22 protein-coding genes are annotated in these 21116 nt (G+C 70.4%); 10 read left to right on the top strand and 12 right to left on the bottom strand.

The features are described from left to right. Positions 1–57 precede the first annotated feature (57 nt). The 3 genes from UA75_RS10585 to UA75_RS10575 are packed head-to-tail and all read right to left on the bottom strand — an operon-like array spanning position 58 to position 3052. Positions 58–951 carry an ArsA family ATPase gene (locus UA75_RS10585; protein ID WP_075740093.1) on the bottom strand — a complete coding sequence of 298 codons (894 nt, stop codon included), beginning with the start codon at positions 949–951 and terminating at the stop codon, positions 58–60. Next, positions 942–1253, bottom strand: coding sequence for a cory-CC-star protein (locus UA75_RS10580; protein WP_232237714.1), 312 nt, complete (start codon positions 1251–1253; stop codon positions 942–944). The genes UA75_RS10585 and UA75_RS10580 overlap by 10 nt, the downstream gene beginning before the upstream one ends. Then, a complete protein-coding gene (locus UA75_RS10575; RefSeq protein ID WP_075740092.1) occupies positions 1250–3052 on the bottom strand; it encodes a carbon starvation protein A in 1803 nt (600 codons plus the stop codon). The genes UA75_RS10580 and UA75_RS10575 overlap by 4 nt, the downstream gene beginning before the upstream one ends. 165 nt (positions 3053–3217) lie before the next feature. Between UA75_RS10575 and UA75_RS10570 the strand changes: the two genes are divergently transcribed. Next, positions 3218–4036: a hypothetical protein gene (locus tag UA75_RS10570; protein WP_075740091.1), complete on the top strand. Its 819-nt coding sequence runs from the start codon at positions 3218–3220 to the stop codon at positions 4034–4036. A 76-nt stretch (positions 4037–4112) separates the two neighbouring features. Here UA75_RS10570 and UA75_RS10565 read toward each other — a convergent pair whose 3' ends face one another. Both UA75_RS10565 and UA75_RS32705 read right to left on the bottom strand, forming a co-directional pair. Next, positions 4113–4400: a hypothetical protein gene (locus UA75_RS10565; protein ID WP_075740090.1), complete on the bottom strand. Its 288-nt coding sequence runs from the start codon at positions 4398–4400 to the stop codon at positions 4113–4115. Between the two features lie 13 nt (positions 4401–4413). Next, positions 4414–4587, bottom strand: a complete 174-nt coding sequence (locus UA75_RS32705) for a hypothetical protein (RefSeq protein WP_157434102.1) — start codon at positions 4585–4587, stop codon at positions 4414–4416. Positions 4588–4668: 81 nt separating this feature from the next. On the opposite strand from UA75_RS32705, the gene recQ reads away from it, so the two are divergent. Next, on the top strand, positions 4669–6510 hold the full coding sequence (gene recQ, locus UA75_RS10560) for a DNA helicase RecQ (protein WP_075740089.1): 1842 nt from the start codon (positions 4669–4671) through the stop codon (positions 6508–6510). Between the two features lie 105 nt (positions 6511–6615). Here recQ and UA75_RS10555 read toward each other — a convergent pair whose 3' ends face one another. From UA75_RS10555 to UA75_RS10540, 4 genes are all read right to left on the bottom strand, one after another. Continuing rightward, a complete protein-coding gene (locus UA75_RS10555) occupies positions 6616–7185 on the bottom strand; it encodes a TetR/AcrR family transcriptional regulator (protein WP_075740088.1) in 570 nt (189 codons plus the stop codon). A 462-nt stretch (positions 7186–7647) separates the two neighbouring features. Then, on the bottom strand, positions 7648–8055 hold the full coding sequence (locus UA75_RS10550) for a hypothetical protein (RefSeq protein ID WP_075740087.1): 408 nt from the start codon (positions 8053–8055) through the stop codon (positions 7648–7650). 249 nt (positions 8056–8304) lie between these two features. Continuing rightward, complete coding sequence (locus tag UA75_RS10545) at positions 8305–8871, bottom strand: universal stress protein (RefSeq protein WP_198042986.1); 567 nt, start codon at positions 8869–8871, stop codon at positions 8305–8307. A 483-nt stretch (positions 8872–9354) separates the two neighbouring features. After that, positions 9355–9816, bottom strand: a complete 462-nt coding sequence (locus UA75_RS10540; protein ID WP_075740085.1) for a universal stress protein — start codon at positions 9814–9816, stop codon at positions 9355–9357. A 311-nt stretch (positions 9817–10127) separates the two neighbouring features. Between UA75_RS10540 and UA75_RS10535 the strand changes: the two genes are divergently transcribed. Further along, on the top strand, positions 10128–11777 hold the full coding sequence (locus tag UA75_RS10535) for a histidine kinase (protein WP_075743651.1): 1650 nt from the start codon (positions 10128–10130) through the stop codon (positions 11775–11777). A 43-nt stretch (positions 11778–11820) separates the two neighbouring features. Here UA75_RS10535 and UA75_RS10530 read toward each other — a convergent pair whose 3' ends face one another. Beyond that, positions 11821–12489, bottom strand: a complete 669-nt coding sequence (locus UA75_RS10530) for a response regulator transcription factor (protein ID WP_075740084.1) — start codon at positions 12487–12489, stop codon at positions 11821–11823. 483 nt (positions 12490–12972) lie between these two features. Between UA75_RS10530 and UA75_RS10525 the strand changes: the two genes are divergently transcribed. The 6 genes from UA75_RS10525 (at position 12973) to UA75_RS10500 (ending at position 17669) form a co-directional block, all read left to right on the top strand. Next, a complete protein-coding gene (locus tag UA75_RS10525; RefSeq protein WP_075740083.1) occupies positions 12973–14100 on the top strand; it encodes a S1 family peptidase in 1128 nt (375 codons plus the stop codon). A gap of 353 nt (positions 14101–14453) precedes the next feature. Next, positions 14454–15146, top strand: coding sequence for a hypothetical protein (locus UA75_RS10520; protein WP_157434101.1), 693 nt, complete (start codon positions 14454–14456; stop codon positions 15144–15146). Further along, the gene (locus UA75_RS10515; protein ID WP_075743650.1) at positions 15146–15475 is read left to right on the top strand and encodes a hypothetical protein; all 330 of its coding nucleotides are present in this window, start codon (positions 15146–15148) and stop codon (positions 15473–15475) included. Before UA75_RS10520 ends, UA75_RS10515 begins: the two co-directional genes overlap by 1 nt. 211 nt (positions 15476–15686) lie before the next feature. Beyond that, positions 15687–16670 carry an aldo/keto reductase gene (locus UA75_RS10510; RefSeq protein WP_075743649.1) on the top strand — a complete coding sequence of 328 codons (984 nt, stop codon included), beginning with the start codon at positions 15687–15689 and terminating at the stop codon, positions 16668–16670. Positions 16671–16821: 151 nt separating this feature from the next. After that, on the top strand, positions 16822–17268 hold the full coding sequence (locus UA75_RS10505; RefSeq protein ID WP_075740081.1) for an SRPBCC domain-containing protein: 447 nt from the start codon (positions 16822–16824) through the stop codon (positions 17266–17268). After that, a complete protein-coding gene (locus UA75_RS10500; RefSeq protein ID WP_075740080.1) occupies positions 17265–17669 on the top strand; it encodes an ArsR/SmtB family transcription factor in 405 nt (134 codons plus the stop codon). The genes UA75_RS10505 and UA75_RS10500 overlap by 4 nt, the downstream gene beginning before the upstream one ends. Before the next feature lie 167 nt (positions 17670–17836). Here the strand turns inward: UA75_RS10500 and UA75_RS10495 are convergent, their stop codons facing one another. After that, positions 17837–19348 (bottom strand): SulP family inorganic anion transporter, encoded by a 1512-nt coding sequence (locus UA75_RS10495; protein ID WP_075740079.1) that lies wholly within the window; start codon positions 19346–19348, stop codon positions 17837–17839. A gap of 364 nt (positions 19349–19712) precedes the next feature. On the opposite strand from UA75_RS10495, the gene UA75_RS10490 reads away from it, so the two are divergent. Further along, a complete protein-coding gene (locus tag UA75_RS10490; protein ID WP_075740078.1) occupies positions 19713–20132 on the top strand; it encodes a MerR family transcriptional regulator in 420 nt (139 codons plus the stop codon). 88 nt (positions 20133–20220) lie between these two features. On the opposite strand, the gene UA75_RS10485 is transcribed toward UA75_RS10490, so the two are convergent. Next, positions 20221–20910, bottom strand: a complete 690-nt coding sequence (locus UA75_RS10485; protein WP_075740077.1) for a RibD family protein — start codon at positions 20908–20910, stop codon at positions 20221–20223. Positions 20911–21116: the final 206 nt, after the last annotated feature.

The following is a 21116-nucleotide window of genomic DNA, read 5'->3' as shown; positions in this document are numbered from 1 at the left end:
AACCCGTGTGCGGACGACCGGTCCCGAGCAGTCTCGATGGTCACGTCCGTCCGGACGTCACTCCGGCACCCTCGCCACCAGTTCGCGGAGCCGGGCGAAGCCGGTGGGCTCCGCCGAGGCCGCCCCGTATCGCACGATGCCGGGGCGGGCGAACCGTTGCGCGATCCTGGCGAGCAGCACGGGATCGGCGTCGACCGCGATCTGGTTGAGCACCACGCGGCCGAGGGTGAAGCCGCCCTCGTCGAGCGCGTCGGCGGCCCGCTCCGTCTCCGCGAGCACCATGCGTCGCGGGACCAGTACCAGTCTGACCTCGGCATCGTCGCGCAGTCGGTCGGCGGCCTCCGTCAGGCGACGACGCCGCCGGTGCAGGCGCTCCAGCAACGGGTCCGGCTCGGACTCCGGCCCGCCGACGACGGCCTCCGCGAAGCGATCGGCGGCCACCACCCGCTCTCGTCGGCGCGTCAGGCCGTGAATCCACGGTGCCAGCAGCGACGGCAGGGCGATCATCCGGAGCAGGTGTCCGGTGGGGGCGCTGTCCACGATCAGCCGATCCCACTTCGCGGGCACCTCCGCCAGATACCCGGTCAGCAGGTCGATCAGTGCCGATTCGGTCATCCCCGGCCCCGCCGAGGCATGGTCGAGGTGCCGCCGCACGGCGGGCATGATCGCGCGCGGCAGCGCCGCCGCCGCGTCGTCCTCGACCTGACGCACGCGGCGACGCACCGCCGCGTCCGCGTCGGGTTCGGCGGCCCAGAGGCCCTCGGCGATCCGTCGTGGCCGGTCGGCGAGGCGCGTCTCGAAGGCGTCGCCCAACGAGTGGGCGGGGTCGGTGGACACGACGAGGGTGCGGTGCCCCGCGTCGGCGGCGGCCAGCGCGTGCGCGGCGGCCATCGTCGTCTTGCCCACTCCCCCCTTCCCCGCGAAGAAGGTGATCGGGCGGGTCAACAGCATCCTCCCGGTCCGTCGTACTCGTCCCGTCCCATCCGACGGTGCCACTCATGCAGATCCGCCAGCACGAACGGCACCAGCTCGAGCGTCTCGTAGGCGACCGGGCTGTCCACGCCGAGCGTGTCGAGCAGCATCAGGGCCCGCAGCGTGTCCTGCTGGTCCCGCGCCTCCCGCCGCAACGTCGACCGCCACCGGGCGGTGAACCAGGCCTCGTGGAACTCGGCCGCCGCCCGGAGCCCCGCCCTGATCCGGCCGACCGGCTTGGGCACCGGTCGGCTCGGATCTGGCGACGCGGCATCCGTCACGGTTCGTCGGTCTCCCCTGCGACGCGCCGGGTCGATCCGGTCTCGGTCGCTCCACCGGTGGCAGTGGGCGCGGTCCCGTCTCCGAGTCCCTCGGCAGCATCGGTGTCGGTGTCGGTGTCGGTGTCGGGAAGGTCGCGCTCGGCCCAGGCCGCCCGCAGGGCCAGGGTGGCCTCCACGATCAACCAGAGCGCCAGCACGAAGATGATCGCGTCGAGCGGCGCGAGCAGCCACTCCCCGGCGCGGACGAACTCGATGAGGTTGATGATCAACGCCCAGGACGTCATGACCAGCAGGAACACCAGCGGTATGAGGACGGCCACCGGGTTGCGTCGTCGTTTGGTGACCCAGACGGCGATGACGGCGAGCGCGAGCCCGGCGGTGAGCTGGTTGGTAGTGCCGAACAGCTGCCACAGCGTGCCGAAGGCTAAATCGCCGGGCGCCAGCGCCAGGGTCAGCGGCACCACGACGGCGATCATCGAGGACCAGGTGAGGCTGCGGGCCAGCGGACGGAACCGGACGACCTCGGCGATCTCCTGCACGATGTAGCGCTGGAGACGGACCCCGGTGTCCATGGTGGTCGCGGCGAAGCTGATCACCACGACGGCAGCGAAGACGACGCCGACCTCCAGCGGGATGCCGAGGTTGGCGGCGAAGTTGGCGACGCCGTTGACGAAGTTGCCGGTGGCACCGCCGGAGGCGGTCGAGAAGTCGGAGAACAGCACGTTCCAGTCCGCCGTCGTGGCGGCGATCCCGGCGGTGCAGGCCAGGATCGAACAGACCGCGAGGCCGCCCTCGCCGAGTGCCGAGGTGTATCCGACGAACCGGGCGTCGGTCTCCTTGTCAATCTGTTTCGCCGTCGTGCCGGACGCGACGAGACTGTGGAATCCGGAGATCGCGCCGCAGGCGATCGTCACGAACAGCAGCGGGAACCACGACGGCGAGTCGGCGGGCACGTCGTTGACCACCGGGGCGACGATGCGGTTCAGGCCGACGCCCATGCCCACCAGGATGACCGCCAGGGCCAGCAGCATCTGGTGCTGGTTGATGTAGTCACGAGGTTGAAGCAGCATCCACACCGGGAGCCGGGACGCGGCGAAGGCGTACAGGAAGATCAGAATGATCCACAGGGTGCGCGGGTCCGTGCCCAGTGCCGAGGCCAGCGGGTCGAGAGAGATCGGAACCAGCAGCCCGAGCGGGATGGTCGCATAGAGCACCACCAACGCGATGATCGAGGGCACGAGCGCGGCGGTCCTGGTCCGGTAGATGTACTGGCCGACCCCGATCGCCAACGGGATCTGCACCAGGACCGGCAGCACCGAGGCAGGGTTGGCGATGAACAGATTCGCCATGACCACGGAGAAGACCGCGTTCACCAGGGTGAGCAGGAAGAAGATGATCAGCAGGAACAGCCCTCTGGCGCGTTTGCTGATCACCTCCCCTGCGAGCGCCCCGATACTGCGGGCGCGGTGTCGCACGGAGATCACCAGCGCGCCGAAGTCGTGCACACCTGCGGCGAAGACGGAACCGACCACGACCCAGATCAGCGCGGGTCCCCAGCCCCAGTAGACGGCGACGGCGGGGCCGACGATCGGGGCGGCGCCTGCCACCGAGATGAAGTGATGACTGAAGACGATGTGCCGGTTGGTGGGGACGAAGTCGATTCCGTCGTTGAAGCGGTGGGCCGGTGTCACGTACAGGGGATCGAGCACGTAGACGCGGCGGGCGAGATACGCCGAGTAATAGCGGTAGGCCACCACGAATATCGCGATGACGGCGAGCATGACCACGATCGCGGGCATCCGCAGCGACCCCCTTCTCCGTACCGTCGCCGGGAGAACTCCGTTGCCCGCCCGACAGGCGTACCAGAAGCTACCTAACGATCGGCCGCTTGATAAGGAGCAAACGGCAGGATCGTTGACACCGGACACGCTCGCCGTGGACGGTGGGACACTGGGAGGCGTGGCATGAAGGATTTCGCTCGGCGATGGGAACGCGCGGCGACCGGCGAACTCTGCTGGCTCGGAGCGGACGGTCCCACGGGTGTCCCGGTGGTGCCGTTGACGCGGGAGGGCCGGCCCTGCGTCGCGTTCCCGCTCTCTCGACTATCCGAAGTGGACGACGTCGAAGGCCGGTTCGCCGCGTTCTGCGTTCCCGGCCGACCCGACCAGGACGGCCGAGCAGGGCCGGGGATGGTCGCGGTCGGGCGAGTGCGCGTCGACCATGATCTGGCAGGCTCCGTCTATCAGGAACAGCTGTTGCACCAGGAGCTGGTCAAATACCCGCCGACGCGGCTGCGGGCGGACAGCATGCTCTCCCGCCGGGAGAACTGGTGGTGGGTGGCGCGGGCGATCGTCGGCCTCGACGGCGACGTCGAGGTGCGCGAGCTGCCGCCCCGGCTCACCCCGGACGACGCCGTGCTGGTGCGCGAGGCCGATGCCGAGGGGCGGGCGCCCAGGGTGGACGTCGTGTCCGCGCGAGACTGGTCGACAAGGGCGGGCGACGGCGTCGCACTGCTGCTGCCCGAGAACTGCCCGCCGGGATCGGGCGAACAGGCGTACGCATTCGGCCACCGGCACAGCCCCGACTACGAACGGTGGGAGCGCTGGCATCGGTCCGGGCCGTTGACCGGCCGCCGGCTGCGGGTGGAGCACGCGGCGGGCGCGCCCGCCGAGACGGTGCGCCCCCACGGCATCCTGGGCCGCTTCCAGAGTCACCGCGCGCTGGCGCGGGACTGCCGGGCGGGCGTGGCGGAATTGGAGAGCAGACTCGGCGTGTCGGGTTGAGGGTCCTCGATGCGGCCGTCCGCCGCCGGCCGGGCTCGGCCCCGCTCGCTCGGAACCGGCCCGCCTCGGCGGTGGCTCAGCGGAACTCGTCGGCGTGCGCTCGGGCCCACTGCATGAAGGTGGTCGCCGAGCCGACGACGTCGATGACGGTGGAGGCGGCCTCCTGCGGTGCGTCGACGCCGTCGGCGAGGATGTCCAGGTACCACTCGGCGGAATCGCCCATCGACGGCGTGAGCTGCTCGACGGCCTCGGCGCGGGTCACGGTGCGGTAGGGGATGTCGCGGCCGAGGGCTGTGGCGAGTCGTGCCGCCGCGTCCGCTCGGGTGAGGGTCTCCGGTCCGGTCAAGCTGAGCGCGGACCCCACGAGGTCGTCCTGGTCAGGGCGGCTGCCGCGACCGGGCCACGTCCGCCATCGCGATCGGCGAACTGGCGGCGGACGGATACGCGTCGCGGATCTCCCCGGTGAGACGGATCTGGTCGACCCACATGGTGAAGTTCTCCATGAAGTCGGCGGGCCACAGGTGCGTCCACTCGACCTGATCCCCGCTCACGACTCCAGGGGGATCACAGACAGGCTCTCCGGCCGTTCACCGAGCGTCCCCGGCCTTCTCGGTCCCCGATAGGATCCCCCGATGGCTTCCCCGGTGACGACCGATCCTGAGGTGAGCGAGGCGCTGCAGGTGCTGCGCCGGGTCTTCGGCTACGACTCCTTCCGAGGCGACCAGGCGGAGATCATCGATCACGTCGTGGGCGGCGGCGACGCCCTCGTGCTGATGCCTACCGGCGGCGGCAAGTCGCTCTGCTATCAGATCCCGGCGCTGGTCCGCGAGGGTGTGGGCATCGTCGTCTCCCCCCTCATCGCGCTGATGCAGGACCAGGTCGACGCGCTGCGGGCGCTCGGGGTGCGCGCGGGCTTCCTCAACTCCAGCCAGGACTTCGACGAGCGACGCGAGGTCGAGTCGGCCTTCCTCGCGGGTGAACTGGACCTGCTGTATCTGGCGCCGGAGCGGCTCACCGTCGAGTCGACGCTGCGGCTGCTCGACCGGGGCACGATCTCGCTGTTCGCCATCGACGAGGCGCACTGCGTCGCGCAGTGGGGGCACGACTTCCGCCCGCACTACCTCGAACTGTCGATGCTGCACGAGCGCTGGCCGGACGTGCCCAGGATCGCGTTGACCGCGACGGCGACGGAGGCCACGCACACCGAGATCGCCGCGCGACTGAACCTCGGCGAGGCCCGGCACTTCGTCGCCAGCTTCGACCGCCCCAACATCCAGTACCGCATCGGGTTGAAGAACCGGGCCCAGCAGCAGCTGCTCGAACTGCTGCGCACCGAACACGCCGATGATGCGGGCATCGTCTACTGCCTGTCGCGCAACTCCGTCGAGAAGACGGCCCAGTTCCTGGTGGACAACGGGTTTTCGGCCGTGCCCTATCACGCGAAGCTCGATCCGGCGGTCCGCGCGGCGAACCAGGCGCGGTTCCTGCGGGAGGACGGGGTGATCGTGGTCGCCACCATCGCCTTCGGCATGGGCATCGACAAGCCGGACGTGCGGTTCGTCGCCCACCTCGATCTGCCGAAGTCCGTCGAGGGCTACTACCAGGAGACCGGCCGGGCCGGGCGGGACGGGCTGCCGTCCACGGCGTGGATGGCCTATGGACTCCAGGACGTCATGCAGCAGCGCAGCATGATCGACTCCTCGGAGGGCGACGCGGCCCATCGCCGCAAGCTCGCCACCCACCTGGACGCGATGCTGGCGCTCTGCGAGACGGTGGCCTGTCGCCGGGTCCAACTGCTCGCCTACTTCGGCCAGCAGAGCGCGCCCTGCGGCAACTGCGACACCTGCCTGACGCCGCCGGAGTCCTGGGACGGCACGATCCCCGCGCAGAAGGTCCTCTCCACGGTGTACCGGCTGGACCGCGAACGTGATCAGCGCTTCGGCGCGGGCCACGTCATCGACATCCTGCTGGGCAGGCGGACGCCCAAGGTCGAACAGCACGGCCACGACTCGCTGAAGGTCTTCGGCGTCGGCACCGAACTGCGGGACACCGAGTGGAGCGGCGTGGTGCGCCAACTCCTGGCCCAGGGACTGCTGACGGTGACCGGCGACTATCACGTGCTGGTGCTCACCGAGGCCAGCGACGCGGTGCTGGCCCGGCAGCGCGAGGTCCGGCTCCGCCGCGAGCCGGAGCGGGCCGCGCGCGCCGCCAAGCCGGCCAGGAGTCGCAAGGGGGCGCCCGCGGCCGACCTCGCCGCCGAGGCGGTCCCGGTCTTCGAGCGGCTGCGGGCCTGGCGGTCGGCCGCTGCGAAGGAACAGGGTGTACCGGCCTATGTGATCTTCCACGACGCGACGCTCCGCGAGATCGCCTCCCGCGAGCCGTCGACCCTGGGCGAGCTGGGCACGGTCAGCGGCGTCGGCGAGAACAAGCTGGCGAAGTACGGCCAGCAGATCCTGGACACGCTCACATCGTGAGCCGCAGGCGGCCGTGCCGCCGAAGTCCGAGCCACGGGTCCGACGTCGCGGCGGTCGCACGCGAGCACGACCGCCGCGACTCGTCCGGCCCGACGGCGGGCCGGGTCACGGCCGACGGTCGGGGAGCACGTGCGCCGGAGTCTCGCCGAGGATGCGCAGGCCGACCCCGGCCAGCACGGCCGCGCGACGATCCTGCTCCGCCTGCGTCGTGGCACGGGAGGCGAACAGCCGGTAACAGCTCTTCTCAATCAACCAGATCAACGACTCGGCCAGTTCGGCCGATGTCTCCTCGGTCGTCACGAGCAGCCCTGCTGAGCGCCGACGATCGATCCACTCCGCGATGAAACCGATGAGTCCGCTCATCGTCTGCTGCCACTGCCGTTGGACGTCGAGATCCTCCGCCGCCTCGAAGCCCCGACGCAGGACGACCGTGTTCTCCTGCCAAGACCGGACCGTCTGGTCCACGATCGATCGCACCTCCGCGGTGATCGCCGAGGCCTCCACGCTCGCGAGAAGCGGGAAGTCGTCCGGACAGTGGTATCGAGTCCGCGCCAACAACGCGCAGAAGATCTGTGCCTTGGAATCGAAGTAGAAATACAGGCTCGGCCGCGAGATCCCCGCACCTTTCGCGATGTCGCCGATGCTGATCGAACGCAGCGAGGCATTGACCAGCAATCCGGTGAGGCTGGCCAGGATCGCACGTTCTCGACGGTCGCCTCGCTCGAATGGAGCAGCGGTCGCCCGGCTCGACCGACGGGATGATCGCTCAAGAGGCATTCGGCCATGGTATCTGCCTGCAGGGCCGTCCGACCAGCACGGTCATCCGCCATGTCAGGGTCCGGGGCGCCGCGTCGGGGGCTCGACGAGACCCGGTCGATTCGGCAGTCCCGCCGATTCTTCCGAGCCGCAGGGCGAATGTTGAGGAAGTAGTCATTCACTTATTCGACATTCACTCCAATCCCACTGGCAATGAATTCGTCGACAGCCTTCACGACCAGGCAGATTCAGCCCGATCACCGCACCTGGTCGTCGACCTGATCGTCTACCGGGCGGACGGGGAGACCCGCGAGGACGTCGGTCCGTGTCGCCTGCACCAGACCCGCCCGCCGATCTGCTTGGGCGGGCGGGCTCGTCAGGTCAGGCATGCCCCCGGCGCAGGGAGTACCAGTGTCGTCTGACGGGTCGCTCCACCGGCATGGCATGCGCCCGTCGCGCACGCCGCGACCGCAATCCGCTGTCGACGCCTGCTCCCGCATCCATTCCGGCGGACTGCCCGGCGGCATGCGGTTCCGCCGGACGTTCTGCGGCCGAGCTCGCCTGCGTCGAGGCCGCTCGTGCGGGCCCCGCCTTCTGCTGTCCGCGTTGCTCGGTCGCCTCCTTCGCCCCTGCGGCCTCGGCTGCCTTCCGCCGGTCCCGGCCCGCGAGCAGAATGCTCTCGCGAATCCGCTGCTCGGCGAGGTACGCCCCCGGGTCGTAGTGCCTGCCCGGCCGGGTCGCCTCCCGACGGGCCTCGAGTGAGGCCCTGAAGTCGTCGAGTTCACTCATGATGTGATCCCCCGTCTGTCGAACCCGCGCCGTGACACGGGGTGGTGATCGCGCTGGATCGGCTCTCGCCAGGCGGCGCGCCGCCGTCCTTGATCAGAGTGCGTCCGATCTCGATCAGCCGGACAGGGCCGAAAGCCCTTGCTCAGGCGCCGGAAGACCCTGATCGTTCCGACGCCGGGCCGGAGATCGCCGATCGTCAGTCCCAGGGCGCTGATCGGCCGGGTACGAAGCCGGGCGGGTCGGCGTCGATCACCGGTTCGCCTCCGCCACGAGCTGCGAGCCGGTCGTGTCCTCCGCCATGCCGGGCGGGATGACGATCACCGGGCAGTGCGCATGCCGGATGCACGCCGCACTCACCGACCCGACGAGCGACGCATAGGCTCGGCCGTGGCCGTGGCTGCCCAGGACCAGCACCGCCGCGTCGCGGGCCGCCTCCAGCAGGACGGTGGCGGGCGGGCCCTCGATGACCTCCTGCCGGATGTCGACGTCGTCGAGTGCGACGGCCGAGCCCGGCGACGGGCCCGCAGCCGAGGAGCCCGAGCCCCCAGCGCTCGTCACGGTCTCCGTCGCCTCGGCCACCACCTGACGCAGTCGCTCGACGTGGTCCTGTCGGACGTCGCCGGGGTCCACCAGCACCGTCGCCGGGCCCGCGGCCATCGGCACGAAGTGCCAGGCGCTGACGGCGTGGATCGGCCGACGGTGCGCCTCGTTCTGGGCCAGCACCCAGGCGAGGGCGGCGACGCTGGTCGGCGAGCCGTCCACGCCGACGACGATCGGCCTGTTCCCTTCGAACCGGTCAGACGCCTGTTCACTCATCGTCGGCTCCTTCCTCGGAGGTCTCGACTCGACGATCGAGACCGCTCCGGCGCCGTCCGCTCCCGTCTCATCGGCTGGTCCGATCCTGCGGACGTGTGCGCTGTCTCCCTCTCCACCCTCGCGCCGCCGAGTGCCCGCGACCACGGGCGCCCGCCCCGTCATCGCCGAGTCTTTCGACCCTGCTCTCCGGTCCGACCCGGCTTCCCGGTCCGACCCGGCTCGACAAGCACGTCCGGCCAGGCGCACGCCGAGGACGATCGACGAAGGACAGGTTCGGCGTGACACGAGCTCCGAGCCACACCCACCACTCCCAGCACACCCGGCACAGGCGTCACGTCGGTCGGCAGGGCGGACCGCAGGCGGCCAAGACCGCAGTCGACGGAGTCACGGAACCGACGCTGCGGGGCAGCTAGGACCGGGCTGGCTCGCCGATGCCACAGCAGGCAGTCCGCCGCCTGGCGGCTCACGACCCGGGGCGTGCTCCTACATCGTGTTCGGCTCCGTCTGCGGGCCTCGCTCGGGCGGCGGGATCACCACCACCGGCGTGTGGGCGTGTCGCACGCAGGCCGCACTGCAGGAGCCCAGCAGCATCTCCCGGAGGAATCCGCCACGGTGGGAGCCGACCACGAGCAGCTCGCCGTCGGCGACCGCGCCGAGCAGAGCCGCGGCGGGCGTGCCGGGCACGACGCGCGGCAGCACCTCGACGTCGTCGCCCTCCCGTGCTCTGGCCTTGGCGATCTGTCTGTCCAGCAGAGCGGTGCTCTCCCTGGCCGCCTCCTCCGGCTCGGTGAACGCGAACTCGGCAAGAGGCTCGTGTCGCCAGGCATGCAGCGCGTGGACTCGACTGCCTCTGATCCGCGCCTCCCGGATCGCCCAGATCACGGCCGCGACGCTCGCCTCGGAGTCGTCGACGCCGACGACGATGTCCGTTCGCATCTCGCTCATGTCGCTGCACTCCCTCCCGTCACGGTGCGTCGCAGCGGGACGCACCCGACGCCCGCCGTGTCCGTCCGCAGGCGGGTGCTCTCGCCTGCGGCTGCGCGCCCGCCGGACCCGGCCGAGGCACCGTCGCCTGCCAGCCTCCCCCGGTACGCGGCGGGCCGCACAGGGGACAAGGACCCCGGGACCGCGCCGACGTCGGAGAGGCAGGCCGGGGCAGAGCGGACAAAGGGGGCACGGACCTGCACTGATGCGCTTCTCGTCGATAGAATCGTGGTCCGATGCACGCCATCGCTCGCCGCCAGCGGAGTCCGTCGATGCCAGCCACACCGCCCACACCGCCCACGGAGTCCGCCGAGACCACGTCGCCCGCACCGGCAGGCCGAGCAGGAGGGCCTGCCGACCGGGCCCTGGTGGAAGCCGTGCTGGCCGTCGCGGCGGGCGCCGACCTCGAATCGACGCTGCGGCGGATTCTGCGCTCGGCCCTGGAGCTGGTCGACGCGGACTGCGGGGCGTTCACGGCGGCGGAGGCGGGCCGACCCGGTGACTCGGTCTACGTCGGGGTCGACGAGCCGAGGTGGCACCGGCTGACCAGCTCCGACCTGCCTGCTGCCGACGGCACCGTGTCACGCCGCTCCGGCGGCGAGGACCACCAGGGCGGCGGAGCGCCGACGGCTGCGGTGCTCGTCGTCCCGGTCGGCGTGCGTGCCGAGGTCTACGGAAGTCTGGGGCTCGCCGGAAAGCGCGGCGGGTTCACCAAGAGCGATGAGGAGGTGCTGACCGGACTGGCCTCGGCGGCCGGGATCGCGGTGGCCGACGCACGGCTGGTGGAGGAGGAACGCGATCAGCGCCGCTGGTCGGCCATCGAGGGAGAGATCACCACCGAACTGATCGCGGGCGCCTGCACCGAGGACGCGTTCGACCTGCTGGCACGGCGCAGTCTCGAATCGGCCGAGGCCGACCTCGCGCTGGTGCTGCTGACGGAACGAGACTCCTCGATGCTGACGGTGGCCGGGGCGGCCGGGGCGGCGGCGGGCACCCCCGCCGAACGCGTCGACCGGACGGCCCTGCTCTCGGCGGACCCGACGTCCGGCGGGGCGACCGTACTGGACGCGGCAGACCTGGCCGCGACGCCCGTCCTGGGCCGGATCGCGGCCGGGCTGCGCCTCGGCTCCGCGGTCGTCGTGCCGCTGGGCGGCGTGGTCGAGCCCACCGGGGCGCTGTTGGTGGCCAGGGCGGCGCATCGGGCGCCGCTGCCCGTCGGCCGGATTCCGGCCATGGCCGCCTTCGCCGACCAGGTGTCGTTGACACTGCAACTTGTCGAGCGGCAACGCACCCGCAGGCAGCTCGATCTGCTGGCCGATCGGGAGCGGATCGCCCGCGAGCTACACGATCAGGTGATCCAACGACTCTTCGCCATCGGGCTCGCACTACAGCGCACCGTGGCCCGCAACGCCGATCCGCTGGTCGCCGAGCGGATTCACGAGGTACTCGACGCGCTCGACGAGACGGTTCGGGAGATCCGCACCTCCATCTTCGACCTGCACGCCGAAGCGGGCGACGAGGCAGGTCTGCGGCGACGACTCTTCGATGCGGTCTCCGAGTTGACCAGGGACACGGCGGTGTCCTCAGTGGTCCGGATGTCGGGTGCGGTGGACGCCCTGGTGCCCGCCGAGCTGGCCGGGCAGGCCGAGGCGGTCCTGCGCGAGGCCGTCACCAACGTGGTGCGGCACGCGGAGGCCCGACGGGTGACGGTCACCGTCGAGGTCACCGATCACCTGTTGATCGACGTGCTCGACGACGGTGTGGGACTGCCCGACACGGTGGCCCGCAGCGGCCTGCGCAACCTCGCCGAACGCGCGACCGAGACGGGCGGCTCGCTCATCGTCGGCGCCGCACGACCGCACGGCACTCGGCTGTCCTGGCGGGCGCCCCTGCGGACGCGGTCGGCCCGGCGCCACGACTGAGGCACCCGCACCCCGGCGATGTCCTGCCGGGGCGGGCCTGCGGTCACTGCGGCTGATCCGGCTCCTGATCAGGTGGTGACGCGCGATGGAGCCGGGTGGCCAGGACGGCGGCCTGGGTCCGACGTTGCATGCCGAGCTTCGCCAACAGATGCGAGACGTAGTTCTTCGCGGTCTTCTCCGCAAGAAACATGCGCTGGGCGATCTCCCGGTTGGTCAGCCCCTCGCCGATGAGCTCCAGCACCGTGCGCTCCTGGTGGCTCAGCGCATGCAGCGGGTCGGTCTCCTCCCGCTCCCGGCGCAGCCGGTTGAGCAGTGCCGTCGTGGTGTGCGGGTCGAGCAGCGAACCGCCCGCCCCGACCACGCGGACGGCGGTGACCAGGTCACTGCCTCGGACCTCCTTGAGGACGAAGCCTGCCGCACCCGCCATGACCGCGTCGAACAGCGCCTCGTCGTCGGAGTAGGAGGTGAGCATGAGGCAGTTCAGCTCGGGCATCGTCGAACGCAGCTCCCGACACAGCTCGACGCCGTTGCCGTCCCCGAGACGGACGTCCAGGACCGCGACGTCCGGCCTGGCCGCCGGGATGCGGACCAGCGCCTCAGCGACCGAGGAGGCCTCGCCGACCACCTCCAGATCGTCCTGATCCTCCAAGAGGCGAGCCAGGCCGAGCCGGACGACATCGTGGTCGTCGACCAGGAACACGCTCGTTCGCACCGGTGGTCACCGTCCGTTCTCCTCGGTCCCCGTCTCCTGGTGTCCTCTGCCACCGTGCCCCAGGCGGAGCGGTGATGCCACCGCCGAACTCGCGATTCCGGTGCGCCCGCAGCCGCAGGCCCGACCAGACCGGAGAAACCAGAACGAACCGGGCGCGTGCCTGCACAGACTCCGCTCCGCCACCACTCGACACGCTGCGCCTGCTTCTGGTGAACGACCGTCGAGATACTTCTTTTGGGGGTACCCCCGGGCCGCCGAACGAATAACGTCTGCATCACGAGGAATGGGGTTCTTCCGCAATCGAACAGGATGTCTCGCGGCGCATTCCTCGGGTCTTCCCCTGCCCTGAACAGCCCTCTTCGGACCACACTCCGAGGAGAGACAAAGCTGCCCCGTCACCGAACGACCCGATCGACGACACACCGCGTCCCCCTGCATGACGAGAAGGAGTCGACCGATATGAGCTACCGGAATCTCGCGAGAATGAGCGCGGTGGTGCTGCTGGCCGCAGGCACCACCGCAGGCCTGGGCACCGCCGCAGCAGCAGACTCCACCACCGACGACGCGGCCCTGTCTCCCGGACTGGTGACGGCCATGGCCGCCGAGTTCGGCATCGACGAGCAGCAGGCCGAGGTGCGCCTCGCTCAGGAGGCCGCCGCGATGACGGCCGCCCCGGTGGTGGAGGAGGCGGCGGGCGCCGCGTTCGGCGGTTCGTGGTTCGATCCGGCCTCCGGTGATCTGATCGTCGGACTGAGCGATCCGAGTCAGGCCGCCGAGGTCCGGACGGCGGGAGTCCGCACCGTGCCGGTCGAGCACAGCCTGGCGACGCTCGACGCGGCCAAGAACGAGATCGACGCGCTGTCGCGCACCGAGGCCGCGCCGCTGGGAATCGCGGGCTGGCGGGTCGACCTCGAATCCAACCGTGTCGTGGTCGACGTCGTCGCGGGCGCCGAGGGCCCCGAGGTCGACGCGTTCCTCGAGGCCGCGACCGCGACCGGCCCCGTGACGATCGCCGAGGTCGCCGAGGGCCCGGAGACGTTCGCGGCGGGCACCGTCGGCGGCGACCCGTACATCATCAACGGCAACACCCGCTGCTCGATCGGCTTCTCCGTGCAGGGCGGCTTCGTCACCGCAGGCCACTGTGGCACCACCGGCAGCTCGGTCCGGGGCTGGGACGGCACGGCGATGGGCTCCTTCGCGGGCTCGTCGTTCCCCGGCAACGACTACGGCTGGGTGCGGATCGGCAACGGCTGGTGGACCGAACCGGTCGTCCTCGGCTGGGGCACCGTCAGCGACGTGCTCGTCCGAGGCTCCAACGTCGCCCCGGTCGGCTCCTCGATCTGCCGGTCCGGTTCGACCACCGGCTGGCACTGCGGCACCGTCCAGGCGTTCAACGTCACGGTGAACTACAGCCAGGGCGCCGTACACCAGATGACGCAGACCAGCGTCTGCGCCGAGCCGGGCGACTCGGGCGGTTCGTACATCACCGGCGACCAGGCGCAGGGCGTCACCTCCGGCGGTTCCGGCAACTGCTCCACCGGCGGTCGGACCTTCTTCCAGCCGCTGAACGAGATCCTGTCCGTCTACGGGTTACGCCTGGTCACGGCCTGACCTGATCTGTCCCGCACCGAGGCTCGACCGCAGGCGGGAACGAACCAGCACGAGACCGGGGCGTCGCCGAGCACCATGGCGACGCCCCGGTCTCGTCGTGGCGGGACGCCGCCGCCGGGTGCCGGGCGCGGCGGGGCGGTCGTGGCCGATCACGGGTCCCGCACCAAGGCCGGGTCTGTGGCACAGCTGCGGTGGGAGACCTCGCGGCGAACGGCTTGGCGGTGGACCGTGGCGACGACGAGGACCCTCTGCACCGCAGCCCCCGATCGAGTGAAGACCGACAATGATCACGCACGGCGATCGCCTGATCTTCTGACGTGATCATCGGGGTCGGGATGTCTTCACTTCAGCAGGTGGCACAGCAGGTCTTACTCGCCTCGGATCGCACCGCGCAGGCGCGACACGCGCTGTCGGTGGCGGCCGCACACCTCGACGAGGCACTGGCCGTCGCGACCGCCGCACTCGCCGGAGCCCGGGCCGCGAGCGCCGAACACGGACTCGCGCTGCTTCGGCACACGCGCGAGACGATCGCCGAGGAACTGCACCGCATCGAACAGGCTGAACGCATCGTCCTCGGCTTCCACGCCGCGCTCGTCGTGGGCGACTCCGCGATCACGGAGCCACCGGGCGGAGCTCGGGAGGCGGTGGCGCAGGAATCTTCATCGAGGACACCCGCGAACACTCGGCGTAGCCAACCGGGTGGGGACGACGCTTCTCCTCTCGGCCGGTGGCGAGATCGCACTGCCACCGAGCACGTCCTCGATGAGGGCAATGCCATCGGTCGAGCCCCCGCGCGACGAAAGAAGGACCTGATCAGAGAAGTACGCTCGGTCGAAGAGCTCGACGAACTGTTCACCGCGCTGGCGGCCGGCGGCCGAGACGCGCCGATGCCCTCCTACATCGGACGGCTGCTCCGGCGCCCGGACGGCACGACGATCGGCTACCGCACCAAGTCCAAGACCACCGTCGAGCCCACGGTCGATATGAAGATCCCCGGTGGTCGATCACTGAAGATTCAGGTGAACACGCAGAAGTGGAGCACCTGATGCTGGACGAACTGCGCGCCAGACTGCTCGACGCCGCGGAGGACGACTGGGTCTACTTCGCCGAGATCGAGAGCATGATCCTCGAGATCGACGGTGCCTCCGACGACCTGCTCCGGCAGGCAGGAGAAGCCGCCGTCCAGTTCGTCCGCGAAGGCGTGATCATCCCCGGAACCCTCACCGAGGCCGAAGGATTCGTGCCCTGGTTCACCTCCCCCGCCGAATCGGCCGACCGGGTCAGACAAGAGGTCGACGTCCTGCTCCGGGACCGCATCGACCCACGGCCCGGCCAGATCTGCTGGTTCGACGTCCCCACCGAATCCCCGGCCTGATTCACGCAGGCTGCGGTCCCGACCCGGGCGTCTCGGGGTCTGCCACACGGTGGCGGATCAGGAGCCGGTGGACGCGTGGCGAGATCGAGCCGCGCCGGGCGAACGAGGTCCCGGCCCGGTGCACCAGGCAGTCGGCCGCGACCTGCCGAAGTGCGCACGGCCCGACGCACACCGCTTCGATCGGCCTGCGCAGGCGGCTATGGTCGCGCGCATGGAGCAGCGGGTTCTGGGCAGGACGGGTCGGCCGGTGTCGGTCGTGGGGTTGGGCACCTGGCAGTTGGGCGCGGACTGGGGGCAGGTGGAGGACGACGCGGCGCTGGCCGTGCTGGCGGCCGCGGTGGAGTCGGGCGTCACGATGTTCGACACGGCCGACGTCTACGGCGACGGCCGCAGCGAGCGGCTGATCGGCCGCTTCCTCGCCGACAATCCCGGTGTCGACCTGGTCGTGGCCACCAAGGCGGGGCGTCGGGCGCCGCTAGACCCCGCGCAGTACACCGTGGACAATCTGCGTTCCTGGGTGGACCGTTCTCGGTCGAACCTGGGCGTCGACCGGCTCGACCTAGTGCAGTTGCACTGCCCGCCCACGGCCGTCTACCACTCGGACGGCGTCTTCGACGCGCTGGACACCCTGGTGACCGAGGAGCGGATCGCCGCCTACGGCATGAGTGTGGAGACGTGCGCGGAGGCGTTGACCGCCATCGCCAGGCCCGGCGTGGCCAGCGTGCAGATCATTCTCAACGCCTTCCGCCGCAAGCCGTTGGAGGAGGTCCTGCCCGCCGCGCAGGCGGCCGGGGTCGGCATCATCGCGCGCGTTCCGCTGGCCTCCGGACTGCTCTCCGGTCGGTACACCGTGGACACCGCATTCGGGCCGGACGACCATCGCGCCTTCAACCGGGACGGCTCGGCGTTCGACGTCGGCGAGACGTTCTCCGGCGTCGACTTCGCCACGGGGGTGGCGGCGGCACAGGAGTTCGCCGCCCTGCTGCCCGAGGGCCGCACGCCTGCCGAGGCCGCGCTGCGGTGGGTGATCGACCAGCCTGGCGTGACGACCGTGATCCCCGGCGCACGCACCCCGGAACATGCCCGGTCCAACGCCTCGGCGGCCGGGCGACCCCCACTGTCCGCGACGGTGTCGGACGGCATGCGGACGATCTACGACACTCGCATCCGATCGTCGGTGCACACCCGCTGGTGACGCCCTGCTCGACGAGGCTCGCCGACCTGCGGGCTCGCCGAGGAAGCCACGTCAGGCGCAAGCAATGACTTGCACGAGAGTCACCCTTGTGCAAGTCTGCTCTTGCACGTCAATCGGCGTGCGCACTGAGCCGACGAACCGGAGGCCACGAATGACTCCCGACCTGATCCGCCGTGAGATCCACATCGCCGCGTCGCAGGACCGAGTGTGGACGGTGCTGACCGAGGCCGACCAGCTCGCCGCCTGGTTCGCCTTCGACGGCGCCGAGATCGATCTGCGGCCGGGCGGCGCGCTGGTACTGCGATGGAAGGAGCACGGCGCGTTCCACGGGATCGTCGAGGTGGTCGAGCCGCCGCGCAGACTGGCCTTCCGCTGGGCCCTGCTGCCGGACGTGCCCCCCGCCGAGGGCAACGCCACCCTCGTCGAGTTCACCCTCTCCCCTGACGGCGAGGGCACGCTCGTGCAGGTCGCCGAGCGGGGGTTTCGCGAGCTCGCGGGCTCTGACGACGAGCGTTCCCAGCACGTCCGGGACAACGAACAGGGGTGGGAGGGCGGGTTGACGAGCCTGCGCGACCACGTCGACTCGTTGACGGCATGACGGAGGAGGAGACCCTCGCGGCGCTGGCCGACCCGACCCGTCGTCGCATCCTCGACGAACTCGCCGCGCTCGGCGAGGCCAGCGCCACCGCGCTGGCCGCCCCGCTGCCGGTGAGCAGGCAGGCCGTCGTGCAACACCTGGCCGTCCTGGAACGGGCGGGCCTGGTCAGCGGGCGCCGTCAGGGCCGCGAGGTCCGGTTCAGCGTGCGGTCTGAGGCGCTGACCAGCACCGCGAGCTGGCTCACCCGGCTCGCCGAGCGGTGGGACGGCAGGCTTGCCGCGATCAAGCGGCTCGCCGAGGGCGGGGCAGAGGCGTCGGCAGAGGCCGCTGCCCCGACGGCCGACGAGGTGTCAGAGAAGAAGGACGTCGACGACGAGGCAGACGTCGAAAACATGAGCTGATCAAGCAGTCGATCTACCAATCGCCCGGGCAGGGCCGGGCGGACAGACTGTCGGTTCGTTCGGTTCTACCCGACGGAGTCAACAGCCTGCCGCCCGGCAGGGCAGGACCGGTTCGCTCCGGGGACGCGACCTGCGTCTCCGGCAGCAGTGGCCTCGTCCGCCCCCGGTCAGTGGCTTGCGCTGAGCTCGCCCGTGAGTCTGCGGTGGAGGCGGGCGCTGGGCGGGTTGAGCCCGATGATCTCGACGGTCTTGCCGCGCTGCGCGTACTTCGTCTCGATCGCGTCGAGCGCGGCGACAGAGGAGGCGTCCCAGACGTGCGCCGCGGTGAGGTCGATGACGACGTTCGTCGGGTCGCCCCCGTAGTCGAAACGACCGATCAGGTCATTGGAGGAAGCGAAGAACAGCTCGCCGGTGACCCGGTAGACCACGATCGTGCCGTCCGGATCGACCACGGCGGTGACGTCGGCGAGGTGCGCGACGCGCTTCGCGAAGATGACCACCGCGGTGATCGAACCGACGACGACGCCGATCGCGAGATTGTGGGTGATCACCACGCAGGCGATGGTCGTCAGCATGACGGTGATCTCCCCTGGCGGCATCCTGCGCAGAGTCCTCGGGCTGACCGAGCGCCAGTCGAACGTCGCGAACGACACCATGATCATGACGGCGACCAGCGCGGCCATCGGGATATCGGAGACGACGGGTCCGAACACGATGCACAGCACCATGAGGAACGACCCCGCGAGGAACGTCGACAGTCGGGTGCGAGCACCGGACACCTTCACGTTGATCATCGTCTGGCCGATCATCGCGCAGCCGCCCATGCCGCCGAAGAATCCGGTGACGATGTTGGCGATGCCCTGACCGATCGACTCGCGGGTCTTGGAGGAATGACTGTCGGTGATGTCGTCGACCAGCTTGGCGGTCATCAGCGACTCCATCAGCCCGACGAGCGCCATCGCGAAGGCGTAGGGCGCGATGACGGCGAGGGTGTCCAGGGTGAAGGGGATGTCCGGCAGACCCGGTGTCGGCAGAGCAGACGGCAGCTCACCCTTGTCACCGACAGTCGGCACTGCGATGCCCGCCCCGATCGTGACGACGGTGAGCACCACGATCGAGACCAGTGGTGCAGGGACCACAGTGGTGATCTTCGGGAGGAACACCATCAGGGCGAGGCCGCCGAGGAGCAGCGGGTAGACGGCCCAGGGGACGTCACGCAGCTCCGGCACCTGGGCCAGGAAGATGAGGATGGCGAGCGAGTTGACGAAGCCGACCATCACCGACCGAGGGATGAAGCGCATCAGCCTGGCCACGCCGAGCGCGCCCAGCACGATCTGGAACACGCCCGCGAGGATGACCGCGGCGATCAGGTAGCCCAACCCGTAGACGTGGTTCAACGGAGCGATGACGAGGGCGACGGCGCCGGTGGCGGCGGAGATCATGGCCCGACGACCACCGACCACGGAGATCACCACGGCCATGGTGAACGAGGCGAACAGCCCCACTGCGGGGTCGACGCCTGCGATGATCGAGAACGAGATCGCCTCGGGGATCAACGCCAAGGCGACGACGAGACCGGCCAGGATCTCGGTGCGCCAGACGCTGGGATCACGCAGCCAGTCGGGTGCGAGGGCGCGCAGCCGTCCGGACGGGGGCAGGGTGGTATCGGGAGAAGCCACAGAAAGAGACACCTGTCGTGTTCGGGCACGCCTCACGTGGCGTGCAGGCGGGACTTGGCGATGCCCGGCAGGCACCGCGCGGCAACCGGCGAGACGAGGAGAACCGCCTACGGGAAGCCGGGCGGGCAGGCGCGAATGGCGCCGGGGCTCACCACTGCGGGCGAGATGTCACGGCGGACAGGCCGCAGCGCAGGCTGTCGCGGACTCGCTCACACTCGTCTCCTGCCGGGACTCGACTGCTCAACGGAGGCGGCATCGACCCCGACACGACGGCGCGGCGGCGGACGATCTCGCTCGCGCTGACGCAACTCTACCTTGACGTTAGGGTAGTTTCATCGGGGTGATCCGAATATCCCCTCGGCGGATGAGGACACAGGTGGACGACGAGCACATGCAGATCGGTGAGGTCGCCGCGCGCACCGAGTTGTCTCTGCGCACGATCCGGCACTATGACGAGACCGGTCTGGTCGTCCCGTCGGCCCGCTCCCCAGGGGGTTTCCGTCTCTATACCGAGGCGGACGTCGACCGTCTGATGGTGATCCGCCGGATGAAACCGCTGGGCTTCACTCTTGATCAGATGCGCGACCTGCTGGACGCCACCGACCGCCTCGACGCCGACGGCGAGCTGAACGCCGAGGGCCACGAAGCCCTGCTGGAGCGCATCCGGGGATACGAACGCGACGCAGCCGAGCAGATCGACAGACTGCGAGTCCAGTTGGGTCGCGCCGAAGACTTCGCCGCCACTCTGCGCACCCGACTCACCCCCGGCACCACCCGGTCGTGAGCCTGCCCCCACTCTTCGAGTTCGGGGCGTGCTGCCGCTCTCACCGGTACGACGTCCCTGTCTGCTGCCCGCCCTCGCACTCGCAGGCTCAGCCCGTGCTGACACCGCCGATGCGGTACCGCAGCAGTGCGCAGTCGCCGACCATGCGGGTCTCGATCAGGGTCATCCGATGCGCCGCATCCTGGGGGAACGCGGCCGGGCCGACGAAGCGTGGCGCGGCGGGGTCACCGATGAGGAAGGGCGCGACGACCAGGTGCAGCTCGTCGACGAGCCCGGCGGCCAGGAACCGGGTGTGCACGCGGCCACCGCCCTCCACCATCAGCCGCGCCACCCCGCGCCCCGCGAGGTCGGTGAGCAGGACGTCCAGGTCCAGCGGATCGCCCGCGCCGATCACCGAGGCCGCCGCCCCCAACCCGGCGGTGACCGCTTCGACTCCGCTGGTCGGGACGTACACGAGCCGCTGCGCGTCACCGCTGGTGAAGAAACGGGCACTCGGGTCCAGCTCGCCCGAGGCGGTCATGGTCACGCGCAGCGGGCTCGGCGACAACCCACGCCGCACCCGTTCGGCGCGCCGGTGGTCGGAACGCACCAACAGACGGGGATCGTCCCGACGGATCGTGTTGGCCCCCACCAGGATCGCGTCCACCCCGGCCCGCACCTCGTCCACCCGATCGAAGTCGGCCGCGCCGGACAGCAGCAGGCGTTCCTCGCTCGCGTCGTCGAGATAGCCGTCGACCGAGCAGGCCGCCGAGGCCAGCACATAGGGGCGAGATGGCACTGGTCACTCCTTCACCGGGTACGGATGCTGCCTCGAACACTGCACGAGCGCCTGGTGTGATCGGGGGCTCCCGCTGCACGGGCGGCGGGAGCCGCACCGCAGGCGGCGGCGCTGTGCGGGCACGACGGTCCTCGCCTTCGTGCAACAGGCTGCTCCATCGCCGCCTGCGCCGCACGTCCGGGCAGCAGCCGGACAGGGAAAGTCGA

The organism is Actinoalloteichus sp. GBA129-24 (genome assembly GCF_001941645.1).
GTDB lineage: Bacteria > Actinomycetota > Actinomycetes > Mycobacteriales > Pseudonocardiaceae > Actinoalloteichus_A > Actinoalloteichus_A fjordicus.
The sequence above is the reverse complement of the archived record's forward strand: the minus strand, read 5'-3'. Positions and strand labels throughout refer to the sequence as shown.

Bases quoted from the DNA above. Each gene is read 5' to 3' on its own strand.
- UA75_RS10585 (WP_075740093.1), bottom strand. From the start codon at position 951: ATGCTGTTGACCCGCCCGATCACCTTCTTCGCGGGGAAGGGGGGAGTG.
- UA75_RS10575 (WP_075740092.1), bottom strand. From the start codon at position 3,052: ATGCCCGCGATCGTGGTCATGCTCGCCGTCATCGCGATATTCGTGGTG.
- UA75_RS10570 (WP_075740091.1), top strand. From the start codon at position 3,218: ATGAAGGATTTCGCTCGGCGATGGGAACGCGCGGCGACCGGCGAACTC.
- recQ (WP_075740089.1), top strand. From the start codon at position 4,669: ATGGCTTCCCCGGTGACGACCGATCCTGAGGTGAGCGAGGCGCTGCAG.
- UA75_RS10550 (WP_075740087.1), bottom strand. From the start codon at position 8,055: ATGAGTGAACTCGACGACTTCAGGGCCTCACTCGAGGCCCGTCGGGAG.
- UA75_RS10545 (WP_198042986.1), bottom strand. From the start codon at position 8,871: ATGAGTGAACAGGCGTCTGACCGGTTCGAAGGGAACAGGCCGATCGTC.
- UA75_RS10540 (WP_075740085.1), bottom strand. From the start codon at position 9,816: ATGAGCGAGATGCGAACGGACATCGTCGTCGGCGTCGACGACTCCGAG.
- UA75_RS10535 (WP_075743651.1), top strand. From the start codon at position 10,128: ATGCCAGCCACACCGCCCACACCGCCCACGGAGTCCGCCGAGACCACG.
- UA75_RS10525 (WP_075740083.1), top strand. From the start codon at position 12,973: ATGAGCGCGGTGGTGCTGCTGGCCGCAGGCACCACCGCAGGCCTGGGC.
- UA75_RS10515 (WP_075743650.1), top strand. From the start codon at position 15,146: ATGCTGGACGAACTGCGCGCCAGACTGCTCGACGCCGCGGAGGACGAC.
- UA75_RS10510 (WP_075743649.1), top strand. From the start codon at position 15,687: ATGGAGCAGCGGGTTCTGGGCAGGACGGGTCGGCCGGTGTCGGTCGTG.
- UA75_RS10505 (WP_075740081.1), top strand. From the start codon at position 16,822: ATGACTCCCGACCTGATCCGCCGTGAGATCCACATCGCCGCGTCGCAG.
- UA75_RS10500 (WP_075740080.1), top strand. From the start codon at position 17,265: ATGACGGAGGAGGAGACCCTCGCGGCGCTGGCCGACCCGACCCGTCGT.
- UA75_RS10490 (WP_075740078.1), top strand. From the start codon at position 19,713: ATGAGGACACAGGTGGACGACGAGCACATGCAGATCGGTGAGGTCGCC.